Below are 14,446 nucleotides of genomic sequence, written 5' to 3' on the forward strand. Positions count from 1 at the left end.
TAGATGATTCTTAAAAGTAAAAAATATGATTTACACAAAATTGACCTCGGCTTGCAGTTGGATGCCGAATTGCTCAAGAACAGATTGTTGTATTTTCTGAGAAAGTTCCTTTATCTCGTTCCCTTTTCCGCCGCCATAATTCACCAGCACAAGTGCTTGCTTGGTGTGTACACCCACCTGTCCGAATCGCTGGCCTTTCCAGCCGGCCTGTTCAATCAACCACCCTGCCGGTACTTTTACGGTATTTTCATTTACCGGATAAGAGGGTACAGACGGAAACCTCTCTTTCAGTAAATCAAATTGTGCTTTGGGTATTTCAGGATTTTTGAAGAAACTTCCTGCATTACCTATTTCGGCAGGGTTAGGTAATTTACTCTGGCGGATACTGATAACCGCCTCACTGATGGCCTTGATGCTCAGCGTCTCCACGTTCATAGCAGCCAGTGTTTCCTGAATGGCTCCATAAGCTACCTGAAAAACAGGAGCTTTACACAGTTTAAAGGTTACATTTATAATGACATACCTGCCTTTGGCTTCATGCTTAAAAATGCTCTCCCGGTAGCCAAAGCGGCATTCTTCTTTTGTAAAAGTTTTTATGTTACCTGTTTTTATTTCAATTGCTTCCAGGCTCTCAAACACTTCTTTAATCTCAACCCCATAAGCGCCTATGTTCTGCATAGGGGCAGCGCCTACTGTACCGGGTATTAGCGACAGGTTTTCTACACCTGCATATTCATTATTGACACAGTACATCACCAGGTCATGCCATACTTCTCCGGCACCTGCTTTCAGCCAGATGTTCTCTTCGTCTTCTTTAATTTTCTCAATGCCCTTAATGGCTATTTTGATTACTATACCGTTAAAATCCTGAGTCAGTAACAGATTGCTTCCACCCCCTAGTATTAGTCTTTCAGTTTGCTGAAACGCCGGGTCATTCAGTATGGCATGCAATTGTTCAATACCTGAAACTTCAACAAAATATTTAGCAGTAGCTTCCAGACCGAAAGTATTATAAGGCTTAAGCGATACGTTGGTTTGAACCGTCATGAAGAAGAAATAAAAAGAATTTTAATTACACGTTGCGCAAATTTAGTGCTTTTGCAGGAATGAGAACTAACAAAGTTTGAAATTATAGTTTTCAAGGTGAAGTTTGTAAACGGGCAACAATAGCGGTAACGGCCTGATTTATAGATTATTATTGATTTCTGAAGATGTGGCATGATTATTAACCTGCAAATTCCGTTGGTTTTTTATACTTTAAATATGAAATATTCTATATTTGCAGCATCTATTCAAGCTTACCTCTTATTTAGTAATTGATTTACTAAACCACTACTCACCCTGCCTATAAATTATTTTCAGGTACGTTTTAGCCTGCCAATCGGCACTTGCATTAAATAATTGTGAAAAATCAAAGGGTTTTGAAATTTTAGTCAGACACTTATGTCTTATAATCTGTTGACTATCAGATTCTTATATTTTTCGCCCAAAGCAGGCAGGTATTTGCATCAAAAAAACTTTTGCACTTTTCTCATTTCAAGCTACTTTTACGTAAAATTGAGAATCATTCAGTTTGCTTGCAAACGCTGTCTCTGTTTTGAGTAAAAAAATCTACTAATCATCTAATCAATGATATAATGAGCGTTTTAGTCAATAAAAATTCAAAGATAATTGTTCAGGGATTTACCGGCTCTGAAGGAACTTTCCATGCCGGACAAATGATAGAATACGGTACTAACGTGGTGGGTGGTGTTACACCCGGCAAAGGTGGCCAGGAGCATCTGGGCAAACCTGTTTTCAACACTGTTGAGCAGGCCGTAATCTCAACAGGAGCAGACGTTTCAATTATTTTTGTGCCACCTGCTTTTGCAGCTGATGCCATTATGGAAGCGGCCGATGCGGGTATCAAGGTAATCGTTTGTATTACTGAGGGTATCCCAACCAAAGACATGGTAGTGGCAAAGTCTTATATTCAAGGCAAAGACGTTCGTTTAATTGGCCCTAACTGCCCGGGTATTATCACAGCAGAAGAATGTAAAGTAGGTATTATGCCAGGCTTTATATTTAAAAAAGGAACAATCGGTGTGGTTTCTAAGTCAGGTACGCTTACTTATGAAGCAGTAGACCAGCTAACCAAAGCCGGTTTAGGGCAAACCACGGCTATCGGTATTGGTGGTGACCCGATTATCGGTACTACTACCAAAGAGGCTGTAGAATTGCTGATGAACGACCCTGAAACAGAAGGTATTGTGATGATTGGTGAGATTGGCGGAGGCATGGAAGCAGAAGCGGCTCGTTGGATTAAAGAAAACGGTACCAAACCTGTGGTTGGTTTCATAGCCGGCCAGACCGCCCCTAAGGGCCGTCGTATGGGTCATGCGGGTGCCATCATTGGCGGAGCTGATGATACAGCTGCAGCAAAAATGAAAATTATGGCCGAATGTGGTATCCACGTGGTGGCTTCGCCGGCTGATATCGGTGCCACAATGTTGAAAGCATTAGGCAGAGCATAATAAAAATTTTATTAGATGGTAAAGGTCAGATGTAGATATCTGACCTTTTTTTGTTAATTTTGCGAAAAATTTCATAATAATAGTTTGAAAAAAGGCCTCTATTTACTCTTCCTTTTGCTTTCCTATAATTTGTTCGCTGGAACTGTCGGGCCAAACGGAGAGTATTACCTGGTGCATGATTACCATGACGACTGGCGCGTGTATAGCGACCGGGCGAAGGCTTACGTACCTTATATTTCAGAGCAGCATGTCAATTATCCGGCACATACTGTTTTTTGTGATATTGAAAGCAACCGTGGCTATAACCTGTTGATTCAGGTGCAGAAAGAAGATAACTTTTTGTTTATCAATGGCTCACTCAGGCAGAAAATACCAGCAAACAGCTGGATTGTGCTGAACGTAGACAGCCTCTACAAGGTTTATCGCCAGCCCCAGATTTTCATAACTTTATACGGCTCGCCGGATATAGCGTATAAAAAACTGTATATGGGCTATAAGCGGCAATTGAATCAGAAACCTATTATACTGGCAGAGTCGGGCATTAAGGCGCAACCACGCGCGCCAACGCCATACAAAAATTATTTTGTGCTGGTGTCGGTATTTATACTGATTATATTTACCTACCTGTCAAACTCATACGTAAGAGCGTTTGACAGATACTATAATCTGCAGGATTTGTTCAAAACCCTGGTGAGAGATCAGTCTTTTCTGATTAACCGCCCGTTGAACCGCATGAACATTTTGTTTATTTCAATGCTGGCTATGCTTATCAGCTTTTTTTATATGCTACTACAAAGCAAGGGCATTAATGTTTTTGGGTCGAAGACATTCCTGCAGGAAGGCGAAACCTTTGGTGTGCTGGCGTCAAACTATTTCCGTATCTGCCTGATTGTGTTTATTGCGCTTATTTTCAAGTATTTTTTCATCAGTCTGATTGGCCAGTTATTTAATCTCGAAAAAGTAGTAGACCTGCACTATTTTAAAATTATTCAGTCGTCTATTATTTTCTACAGTGCTTTGGTTCTGGTTTTGCTGGTGATGTTTTTAGAGTATTTTCCGATTGACCTTAACTGGTCGGCGTACTTATATACACCCGTTATTTTGTTCTATCTGGTACGGTTCTTTATTGTGTATTTTACGATAAATAGAAGTGTAACCATTCCAAGTCTTTATTTAATTTCGTACCTTTGCATTGTCGAACTGTTACCTATTGTGCTTGGAATCAGATTCGCTATTTAATGGTCGGGTGTGTTATAGACGCGATTTATTGACTTTTTTGTTGAATTAAAATAAGAATTCTGTACTTGAAACCCGCAATTGGATGAGTGTAATGACAGATAAACTTCTTCAAGAACGCCTCCGTAAAGTTGAGAGCATTTTAGTGACCCAGGCAAGACCGGCAGACGAGAAGTCTCCGTATTTTGAATTAGCCAGAAAATACAATCTTAAGGTAGATTTCCGCCCTTTCATTGAGGTAAAAGGCTTGGATCACCGCGACTTCCGCCGTCAGAAAGTGGATATCCTGGCGCATACGGCTATCATACTTACCAGCCGTAATGCCGTTGATAACTTCTTCCGGATAGCGAAAGAACTACGCATTGAAATACCGATAGACATGAAGTATTTCTGTATTTCAGAGCAAACTGCCAATTATTTACAGAAATACATAGTTATTAGAAAACGTAAGATTTTTGTAGGGCAGAAAACAGCTGCTGACCTGGAAGCATTGATTCTGAAACATAAAAACGAGAAATTCCTGTTTCCGTGTTCAAACATCAGAAGCAATGATATCCCCAATATCATGAACCGTAATGACCTGCACCTCACAGAGGCCATTATGTATGAAACTGTTCCGGCTGACTTATCAGATCTGACAGAGGTTTTCTATGATATTATCTGTTTCTTCAGCCCATCAGGTATTACGTCTTTAGACCATAATTTCCCGAACTGGCAGCAAAACCATACGCGTCTGGCGGCATTCGGGCCAACCACGGCCAAGGCCATCAGAGACGCAGGCTATATTCTTGATATTGAAGCGCCGCTTCCTAATGCACCTTCTATGACAGGCGCCCTGGAACTTTACATAAAAAAGGCGAATCATATCTGACACAATTAATTAGGCTAAACTACAAGTTTAGCCTAATTTTTTACGTTATACTCTTGCACATAGTATTTTTGCTTATATTGCTTTAGTAAAACAGAAATAGCCCCGGGCCAACTATGAAAAAAATTTACATTTTAATATTGTCTTTGGCATATTTTACAGCTTCTGCTCAACAAGACACACAATTCAGTCATTATTACTTTAACCAGTTATTCTTTAACCCGGCCACTGCGGGGTCAGAGAATGTTACACGTTTTCAGGCCCTTTACAGAACACAATATACAGGTTACCAGAGTACTTATGACGAAGGCGGCGCACCTGTTTCTCAGGTTATTTCGGCCAACGTGCCTTTAAAATTAATCAAAAGCGGTATAGGTCTTACATTCGTAAACGATAAGATAGGGGCGAGTATCCAGCGAGACCTGAAACTTTCTTATGCTTATCATATACCCATTGGCGGCAGCCAGCTGGCTATTGGTGTTAATGGGGGGCTGTATACCAGAGGTATTGATTACGGTAAATTGCGCCCGAGAGACAATAATGACCCCTTGCTGGGTACCGGTATTGTGAGCCAGTCAGAGTTCGATTTCGGCGCCGGTGCTTATTTATATAATCCGGGGTATTCGCTGGGGTTGTCAGTTAACCATATCAACGAACCCAAGTTTGGTCTGGCAACCAAAACAGCCACTAACGCGTTGCAAAGGAGTGCATACCTGACGGGCAGTATGTTGTTTGGGGTTTCTTACATGGTTGATATCAGCCCCATGTTTATTGTTAGTTCAAATCTTAGCAACATGAGCCTTACAACGGTTTCAGCCGGAGCCATAGCAACTTATGACAACACCTATTGGGTAGGTGGCAGCTATAGAATAGGCGATGCCGCAACAGCGCTTTTAGGAGCCAATATTTTTAACGGCAGCATGAGAATAGGCTACGCCATTGATGTGATAGTGAACGGGGCGAAGGCAAAAAGCGCTACCACGCATGAGATACTGCTCAGCTATTCGCTGGCACCACCAAGAGCCGGTAAAAAATCGATTATCAGAACACCACGATATAGATATTAAAACCAGCTCTGAAACTAAACTTGGATAATAAAATTGAACTGTTTTGATTAATATTGACAAGGTTTTGAATCATTAAGCAACATAAAAAGAAGGCCGGAGGAAACGTTAGTGATTCATTAGGGTATATTTCACTTCTCAGCTCTGAATCGTCAAATAATAGTTTCGGTAAATCTGCCGTTCAATTATCAAACGGAATCTTCCTCATTTTTTATTTTATTGCTTCTTTACCCGGCCCATTACGCTGTGCAGATAAACAGCTCAGATACCGCAAAAAAAACAGTTTTTAATGCGATAATGGCCCGAAACTTGTGGATTATCCTATTGATTCAATTTTTTTCATAACTTTGCATACTAATACAATAATAAATTCATTGGCCTCGTTTTTACAACGAGTAGATTAAAATACCCCAAAATATCAGATTATTAACTTGTTTTACACGTATGAACAAGCAAACGCTTAAGACCTTATTTAGAAGTCTGTTAATTGTTGCCCCAATTGTTATGATGCAGGCGTGTGGTTCTTCGGGCAAGAATCCTCTCAGCGGACTATTTGGAGGAAAGAAAGGAAAAGGCGGTAACTCCGGAATGGATGGCATCCGTAATGGGCAAATTAATGCGAACGCTCGTAAAGGATATAAGCAGGTTGCACCCGACGGTATGGTATTGATTCCCTCAGGGTCATTGTTGATGGGTCAGGCCGATGAAGACGTGATGTCAGCAAGGGTTTCAATGAATAAACGCGTAACCATTGTGTCGTTCTATATGGACGAAACCGAAATCACCAATCATGAGTACCGCCAGTTTGTCAATCGCATGATTGAAGATTCTGCTTCTGTAATTGGCGAAGAGTTTATTATGTCTGAGTTATATCCTGATACTTTAGTATGGACCAAAGACTTTACCTATCATAACGGCGACCAGATGACAGAAGATTACTACGGGTTACCGGCTTTTGACAACTACCCTGTTGTGGGTGTAAGTTGGGATGCCGCCCGTTATTTCTGTAAATGGCGATCAAAGTTATATAATGCGTATCTGGCAGAGCATAAGTCTTACCGCTCGCCCAGTTTCCGTCTGCCATCTGAAGCAGAGTGGGAGTGGGCCGCACGTGGTGGTAAAGAAGGCGCCAAGTATCCGTGGGGTAACCCTTATATTGCTAACGGAAAGGGTTGTTTTTTGGCCAACTTTAAGCCGTATCGTGGTAACTACCGTGCCGACGGATACCCATACACCGCCCCTGCCAATGCCTTTAATGCCAACGACTACGGCTTGTATAACATGGCAGGAAACGTAGCCGAGTGGTGTGAAGACGCCTATGCTGATTCTTACATGCCTATTACCTGGGATTTGAACCCTGTCTACAACGACGAAAACGAACCCAGAAAAGTAATTAAAGGTGGCTCATGGAAAGATGTGGCTTATTTTCTGGAAACTGGTACTAACACTTTTGAATACCGCAATGTGCGTCGTTCATACATCGGTTTCCGGTGCGTGATGAACCGCCTGGGGGGTGTTCCAGGAAGAGACTGATATGAATAATTAATTGCGAAACATGAAGGACGTGTATTCTTACAGAATGCTATCTTCGTGTTTCGCAATTGTGCTATTTAGATAAATATTTTTTTATCAGAATAATTGGTGATTAATTTTTTATAGTCGCACAAATTCTTTATTTCGTAACCGAATAACCTTATTTATACTTAAGTAAACTCTTAATTTATTTAAACAGATGGCAGCAAAGAATAATACGAATTTCTTTTGGGACAAACTAGTACCTACTATTTATGCATTGGGTGCATCAGTTGTGATTCTGGGTGCGATGGGTAAAATTATGCATTATGAGTCACTGGCATTTATGCTCCCCATAGGATTAGCAACCGAGGCATTTATTTTCGTTTTATATGCAATTCAATCTTTTTTGTTTCCTCCGGTAGATTATCAGTGGGAAAGAGCCTATCCTGAACTGGCTGATGATTATCAGGGCGAGCCTGTAAGAAGAAGCGCTGCAGCACCTGCACAGGGCAATGGTCTTACTGCCAGATTTGATGATATGCTGGCTAATGCCAAAATTACGCCTGATGTATTTGATAACCTTAAAAGCGGTATTCAGAATCTGACAGGCCAGATAGCTAAAATGACAGACATCAGCGATGCAACAGTAGCCACCAGCGAATATGCAAAAAATGTAAAAGCGGCTTCAACACAAATAACTGCTATGAACAGCGCCTACGGAACAGCCGTAGTAGCCATGAACAGCATGGCAGATGCCACCAAAGATGCGCAGGAATACAGAGCGCAGTTTGGTAAAATTACCCAGAATATGGGCGCTCTGAATGCCGTTTATGAATTGGAGTTACAAGATACCAACAAGCACCTGAAAGCCATGAATGCATTCTACAGCAACCTGAGCGTTGCCATGCAGGATATGGCAGAGGCATCTAAGGAAACACAGCAATTTAAGTCAGAATTGTCTAAATTGACTAATAACCTTAGCTCGTTAAACAATGTATACGGCAGCATGTTGTCGGCAATGAGAGGCAACTAATCGTTTGGCGTTTGTTAAGCCGGCAAGTTAATCTTATGGCTTTATAAACGGCAGGCACAGTTAAAATTTTTACTAACCGTATAATACTCAATATATATGGCAGCTGGAAAAGAGTCACCACGGCAGAAGATGATCAATATGATGTATCTTGTTCTGACCGCAATGTTGGCACTCCAAATAAGTAACGCTATTCTACAAAAATTTCAGTTATTGAATAATAGTCTGGAAAGAGCAAACTCATCGGCTAATGAAACAAACGAAAAGTCGGTAGGGGCAATCAAAAAGGAAATTGAAAAACCTGGTGGCGAAAAATATGCAGATGTTTTACGTAGAGCTAATGATGTCAGAAAACTGACAGCCGAAATAGATTCTTACATAGGAAGCCTGAAGCAGGAGGTTATCAATGCCGGAGGCGGATTTGACGCCGAAACTGGTGGTGTTAAAAACCCTTCAGAAGAAGAGAAGGTTGCTATACTGATGGTAGGGGCCAACAAAAACGGTAAAGGCTATGAATTGAAGAAAAAACTGAACGAATACGTAATTGCCCTGCAAAAACTAGGCGACCCAAGCGTAAAAATGTCTGACCTGGCCATTGATGCCTCAGAAGACCCCGCGCTTGCCAAAACCGATGTTACCACCAGAAAGAAAGATTTTTCTGAACTCTATTTTGCTCAGACTCCGGTGCCTGCGGCATTGGCCGTATTGAGCCAGAAACAATCGGAGGTACGCCGTCTGGAAGCGCAGACCCTTGAGTACCTGGCTAAACAAGTAGGTATACAAGAGATTAAGTTTGACGAAATTTTTGCGGTGGTTATTCCTGATGCCCGCGCCGTCGTGGCAGGCCAGAAATACCATGCCGAAATTGCCATCGGAGCCTATTCAAAATCTATTACTCCGCGTATCAGTATCAATGGTAGCTCTATCCCTGTAAAAGATGGGAAAGGAATTTATGAACTGACAGCACAAGGTGGTGAGTACGATAAAAACGGTAAGTTGACGCGTTCTTTCAGAGCCAGTGTATCTTACCCTGCGCCTGACGGTAGCCTGAAAACCGTTGACAAAGAAGAATCATATACCGTATTACAGCCATCAGTACAGATTGAGTCTGCCTCATTGCCTCCTTTGTACTTTAAGTGTGCCAACGAGATTCAGACTTCTTCGCCTGGCCTTGGCGCGCTTTATTCACCAACTTTTGGTGGTTCTGGCGCTGAGTTCATTCCAGGTGGTGGTGGCAAGGTAACTGTGGTGCCTAATTCGGCACAGGTAACCATGAATGTAAGCAACGGTGGTTCTGTTCTGAAGAGCTTCCCTTTCAGAGTACGTCGTGTACCTAAACCTGATGTATATTTTACAAATCAGTCTGGTGCAAAATTGAACGAGAAAGGTGGAGAAACGGCGGCTTCATTGCGCGTTATTAATGCAGTGGCCGCAGCAGACGAGAACTTTAAAACTACTAACCCTAAAGATGCCGCATTCCGTGTGGCAGAGTATCAGGTTTTTCTGGCACGTGGTAGCAAACCGCTGGGTAGCGTGGTGTCTAATGGCGGCCCGGCAAATATTTCAAGTTTGGCGCAACAAGCACAAGCAGGAGACCGTTATGTAATTGAAATAAAAAGGGTAGAACGTAGAAACTTTAAAGGTGAAATTGAGTCGGTTGAGATTGGGAGTTCGTCAATTACAACAATTAACTTGAAATAAAAGGTTTAAATAAATTGAAGCTAATGAGAAAATTACAAGGCCTGGCTCTGGGTGTTGCATTAATAACCGGCCAGTTTGCAGTAGCTCAGGAAAAAACAAATGCTCAGGGTAATCCATTGTCGTTACGCCCGGTTAATGATGCTAACGTAATGTATAAAGTTACGCTATGGAGAAAGATTGACCTTCGCGAAAAGATGAATCAACCTTTTTTTGCAAAGGGTAATGAAATTACCAAGCATCTGATTGAAGGTGTGAAAGCGGGTGTTCTTGATGCCTATGCCAACGATTCATTAGTTACTAAACTGACACTGGAGCAATTCAGTGAACGTTTGCAGATTAAAGAAGAAAGTAGTGGGTTGTCTAAAGAAGAAAGAGAAGCTGGTTTTACTGATGCTCCTACCAGCGACGACGGCTGGGGTGGCGGAGGCGACAGCACCTCGAAGAATGACGGCTTCGGAAATAAAACAGTTATGCCAAGCGGTGCCACTGAGTATTTCCCGAATCAGTTAACAACCCTTGAATTGCGGGAAGACTGGCTTTTTGATAAACAACGCTCGAGACAGTATTATGATATCCAGTCTTTAGGAATCGTCATTCCTGCGGCACAGACAGCCCTGGGTTTTGACCGCGCCGTGGCGTATTTCAAGTTTAAAGACTTAGACCGTTATTTCAGATCAAATCCAAAATGTATCTGGTATAATGCAGCCAATACGGCTCAGCATAAAAACCTGGCTGATGCTTTTGAATTACGTTTCTTCCGTGGAAGAATCACCAAAAAATCAAATGCCGCAGACAGAGACCTGGACGACATCTATAAGTCGGCTCGGGAGGGTTTGCTGAAATCAGAACAACTTGAAAATGAATTAATGGAACTGGAGCATAACCTCTGGGAATATTAAGCTCATTCAATCAATAAGGCAAAAGGGGAGTAGCATCAGGCTATTCCCCTTTTTTATTGCCCTTTAGCGGTTCATCTACCTGAATACCCGGGTTTAGGGTTGTTTTTAACACTCTTTAACTTTTTTTAGCATAAAAAATCTTTTATTAGCTGCAACTTTGTTCCATCAATTCGCATCTTATTGATGTGTGAATAAAAGCGGGTAAATGACAAAAAACCAACAATGCCGTTCATCAGTCTATTTAGCCATTCATCCACAACTCAAGAAAAAAATAGTACTATGTATTGCATAATACCAAACAAAACATATATCTTTGTATTGTCAATGAAATAACGGTAAATGTGCACTGAAAATAAAATTATGAAAAAGCTATTATTAATTTTTGCAACACTTCTGATAAGCCTCAACTCAATGGCTTTGAGTTTCCCTCGCAGCGCCTACGGACACCAACGTATCCTGACTAATGCAGTTGAAAAAACGGCAGCACAGGCACAATCATTGAAATCATCATTGATAAAAGAAACAGCAATCAGTGTAGAAGAAGAAACCAATCAGCAATCGTTTATACAAATGGTGGCAGATTACGTTATTCATTTGTTTACCGAAACCATCTGCAAGCGTAAAAGCGTAGCGGTGGTAAATACATTTGAAAAAGCGCGCTATGAGTGCTTTGCAATTAAACAAGATTTTGAATACCAGTTTATTGGTTAATCATAAAGATTCTTATTTTCATACGGTTTAGTTAAGGTTTAGATAAAAAGCGCGGCTCTTTGAACCGCGCTTTTCTTGTATATATGCTGTATGTATATGAACCTTAGAGTTGAAACAACGGATAATCGAGCATCCAGCTATTGATTTCTTTTTTAACGGCTGCAATGGTAGCAGCTTTATCGTGGTTCATTAACACATCGTCAATCAGATTTACAATTCTTACCATATCGGCCTCCACCAAACCGCGGGTTGTCATGGCGGCAGTTCCTACGCGCATTCCTGAGGTTGTCATGGCGGTTTTATCGTCAAAAGGCACCATATTCTTGTTTACAGTAATATCGGCTTGTATAAGGGCGTTTTCTGCTATTTTACCAGTTAAACCTTTTGGGCGCAGGTCAATCAGCATCAGGTGGTTATCTGTTCCGTCTGAAATAACTTTATAGCCACGGTTTACAAATTCGGCAGCCATTACACGTGCATTTTTCTGAACCTGCACGGCGTAGTTATAGAAATTCTCGGTAAGGGCCTCACCAAATGCCACAGCTTTAGCAGCAATGATGTGCTCTAAGGGCCCGCCTTGAGTGCCCGGGAATACACCCGAGTCTAACAATGACGACATCATTCTTACATCGCCTTTAGGTGTAGTTATACCAAAAGGGTTCGGGAAGTCGTTACGCATCATTATTACCCCACCACGTGTGCCACGAAGCGTTTTGTGTGTAGTGGTGGTTACGATATGGCAATGGTCGAATGGGTCGTTCAGTAGGCCTTTGGCAATTAATCCTGCCGGGTGAGAGATGTCTGCCAATAGAATGGCGCCAACTGAGTCGGCAATCTGGCGCAGACGCACGTAGTCCCAGTCACGAGAGTAGGCAGACGCACCACAAATAATTAATTTTGGTTTTTCTTTATGGGCGGTTTCTTCAACCTTGTTCCAGTCAATCAGGCCAGATTCCTGCTCAACTCCATAGAAAAACGGCTGGAAATATTTACCAGATATATTAACAGGCGAGCCATGCGATAGGTGGCCGCCATGAGACAAGTTAAAGCCTAAGATTTTGTCGCCCGGTTGTAAACATGCCAAGAAAACAGCCATATTAGCCTGCGCACCAGAATGTGGCTGTACGTTTGCCCAGGTAAGGTTAAAGAGCGCCTTCAGGCGGTCAATGGCTATTTGTTCTACCTGATCTACCACCTCACAGCCTCCATAATAACGTTTACCGGGTAGCCCCTCTGCATATTTATTAGTAAGCACACTACCTGCAGCTTCCATTACCTGTGGCGAAACAAAGTTTTCAGAAGCTATCAGTTCAATACCATGTAACTGGCGATTGTTTTCTTTCGTGATTAAATCGAAGATTTCGGTATCACGATAGAGCGATGTTTGGACAGACATATTGATTATTTGATGTACGATTAAAGAAGTACGACTGATAAAATGAGTACAAATTTAATGGAATGTTGTAAGAACAAGAATTTTGCACCAAATAATCTTTTGCGTGGCAGTAAATAAAACCGTACTTTCTTGGAAAAATACTATTTCATTTAAGCATTACAGTGCCGCTTATGGTTTTATCGATTAACTCGCAACTGGGTATATATGCCAGCTCGGCTAAGTAAGTGCCTCCTAAAATTAGAAAAGGAGTATTACGGGCTTTAAAAAATGCCTTTTTATAGGCGTCTTCCAGTTTTTCCAGCCCTATGGCAAGTCGTTTTTCATTGATTTCCATCTCCGTCATGGTGCCAGGGCGCTCTTTTTTCCAGAAAAACTGCTCTTTCTTTTGCTCCCAGTTTTCATTCGGGCAGTCAATGTTATTCTCCAGGCGCAATTGCAAAACCAGTACCTTTCCCATGGTGTAGGGTTCGTCGGTTGAGTAATCAATTAACGACTTGAGTATGTGAGGGTCTGCCTTACCGTCTCTGATGGCTTGTTTAACAACCGATAATATGTCTATGCGATTGGCTTTTTCCTGAAAGATTTCATCTAACAAAGTATTTTGAAAAAGATAAGAAGCCGTAACATTAAACGCATAGGGGCTGCCTTCCGGAAGGGGAGAGTTAAGGCCTATCATATTCTCGTCAGGATACCCGTTTAAATCAATTATGCTAAGGGTTGTTTGTATTCTGTTGTAGGTGTTGGCAGTGGCTATTTTGGCATTAATGAGCCGCAGACTGTCTTGCTGGGCAACAAGATTTTTAGGCATATCAGGTAAATGTATCAGGCTGTCAACAGGTACCCATTTAAAATTTTTAAGGTAGGGTTTATAATAGTTACGGAGGTCGGCGGTAATAGGGGCAACATGGTAAATAAACTGCTGCTGTTTAATTTTTTGCAGTGAGTCGCGCACTTGTCTATTAATTGCGGGTTCAATCAGAAGTACCTGTTTCTCAAAGTCGGGCCATTTTTTGCAAGTGTCTGCCACGTTTTTGAAGAAGGCGTCTTTTCTGAAATTAGCTACTTTATAGCCTTTCTCAACTATTTTCTCAAGATACTCAAATACCAGCGGCATTTTGCCTACCATAGTGGCGCAAATGGCAGCGTTGTAGTAATCTTTGGCGAAGGGTCTCTGTACATTGGCAAAGGCTTCATTATAAAATTGCAGGGCTTCATAATAGCTGGTGTCTACAATGGCCAGTTCGGCCTCGTTAATGATAGGATAATACACCCGGGTAAAGTCTGCCTGTGCAAAGCAAAAGGGGCCGCATAGGCAAAATAGTAAGAGTAGCTTTTTCATGGTAGAAGAAGGGCAGGCAGTAAATGAGTTTTAAATGCCTATAAAATTAAAGAGGCTGTCTAAAAAGGTCTAAAAAATAGGAATCCCCGGTCAAAAAAGACGCGGGGATTTTTCTTTGTTCCTCTAAAAAGTGTTATCTTAGAGGTGCAACACAAAGAGAAGATGAAGATACAT

The 14,446-nt window shown here is 41.6% G+C and carries 12 protein-coding genes; 9 read left to right on the forward strand and 3 right to left on the reverse strand.

Going from position 1 to position 14,446, the window contains the following annotated elements; translation table 11 throughout:
* Positions 1 to 30: 30 nt before the first annotated feature.
* Positions 31 to 1,047, reverse strand: coding sequence for a UDP-N-acetylmuramate dehydrogenase (gene murB, locus NZ848_RS11605; RefSeq protein WP_259015616.1), 1,017 nt, complete (start codon positions 1,045 to 1,047; stop codon positions 31 to 33).
* A gap of 590 nt (positions 1,048 to 1,637) precedes the next feature.
* Between murB and sucD the strand changes: the two genes are divergently transcribed.
* The 9 genes from sucD (at position 1,638) to NZ848_RS11650 (ending at position 11,537) form a co-directional block, all read left to right on the forward strand.
* The gene (gene sucD / locus NZ848_RS11610; protein WP_101726805.1) at positions 1,638 to 2,513 is read left to right on the forward strand and encodes a succinate--CoA ligase subunit alpha; all 876 of its coding nucleotides are present in this window, start codon (positions 1,638 to 1,640) and stop codon (positions 2,511 to 2,513) included.
* An 84-nt stretch (positions 2,514 to 2,597) separates the two neighbouring features.
* Positions 2,598 to 3,752: a DUF4271 domain-containing protein gene (locus NZ848_RS11615; RefSeq protein ID WP_259015617.1), complete on the forward strand. Its 1,155-nt coding sequence runs from the start codon at positions 2,598 to 2,600 to the stop codon at positions 3,750 to 3,752.
* 82 nt (positions 3,753 to 3,834) lie between these two features.
* Entirely contained in the window at positions 3,835 to 4,620 is a 786-nt protein-coding gene (locus NZ848_RS11620) for a uroporphyrinogen-III synthase (protein WP_173830544.1), read from the forward strand.
* Positions 4,621 to 4,733: 113 nt separating this feature from the next.
* Entirely contained in the window at positions 4,734 to 5,684 is a 951-nt protein-coding gene (locus tag NZ848_RS11625; RefSeq protein WP_253532787.1) for a PorP/SprF family type IX secretion system membrane protein, read from the forward strand.
* Positions 5,685 to 6,125: 441 nt separating this feature from the next.
* Entirely contained in the window at positions 6,126 to 7,214 is a 1,089-nt protein-coding gene (gene porK / locus NZ848_RS11630; RefSeq protein WP_101726801.1) for a T9SS ring complex lipoprotein PorK/GldK, read from the forward strand.
* Between the two features lie 199 nt (positions 7,215 to 7,413).
* Complete coding sequence (gene porL, locus NZ848_RS11635; RefSeq protein WP_259015618.1) at positions 7,414 to 8,229, forward strand: type IX secretion system motor protein PorL/GldL; 816 nt, start codon at positions 7,414 to 7,416, stop codon at positions 8,227 to 8,229.
* Positions 8,230 to 8,370: 141 nt separating this feature from the next.
* Entirely contained in the window at positions 8,371 to 9,927 is a 1,557-nt protein-coding gene (porM, locus tag NZ848_RS11640) for a type IX secretion system motor protein PorM/GldM (RefSeq protein ID WP_390890879.1), read from the forward strand.
* A gap of 23 nt (positions 9,928 to 9,950) precedes the next feature.
* On the forward strand, positions 9,951 to 10,826 hold the full coding sequence (gene porN, locus NZ848_RS11645) for a type IX secretion system ring subunit PorN/GldN (protein WP_101726798.1): 876 nt from the start codon (positions 9,951 to 9,953) through the stop codon (positions 10,824 to 10,826).
* Positions 10,827 to 11,186: 360 nt separating this feature from the next.
* A complete protein-coding gene (locus NZ848_RS11650) occupies positions 11,187 to 11,537 on the forward strand; it encodes a hypothetical protein (RefSeq protein WP_259015619.1) in 351 nt (116 codons plus the stop codon).
* Positions 11,538 to 11,640: 103 nt separating this feature from the next.
* On the opposite strand, the gene glyA is transcribed toward NZ848_RS11650, so the two are convergent.
* Positions 11,641 to 12,933 carry a serine hydroxymethyltransferase gene (glyA, locus tag NZ848_RS11655; RefSeq protein ID WP_253532795.1) on the reverse strand — a complete coding sequence of 431 codons (1,293 nt, stop codon included), beginning with the start codon at positions 12,931 to 12,933 and terminating at the stop codon, positions 11,641 to 11,643.
* 145 nt (positions 12,934 to 13,078) lie between these two features.
* On the reverse strand, positions 13,079 to 14,272 hold the full coding sequence (locus NZ848_RS11660; protein WP_259015620.1) for a hypothetical protein: 1,194 nt from the start codon (positions 14,270 to 14,272) through the stop codon (positions 13,079 to 13,081).
* Positions 14,273 to 14,446 lie beyond the last annotated feature (174 nt).

The sequence above is a fragment of the Emticicia fluvialis genome (genome assembly GCF_024793945.1).
In the GTDB taxonomy this organism is placed as follows: Bacteria; Bacteroidota; Bacteroidia; order Cytophagales; family Spirosomataceae; genus Emticicia; species Emticicia fluvialis.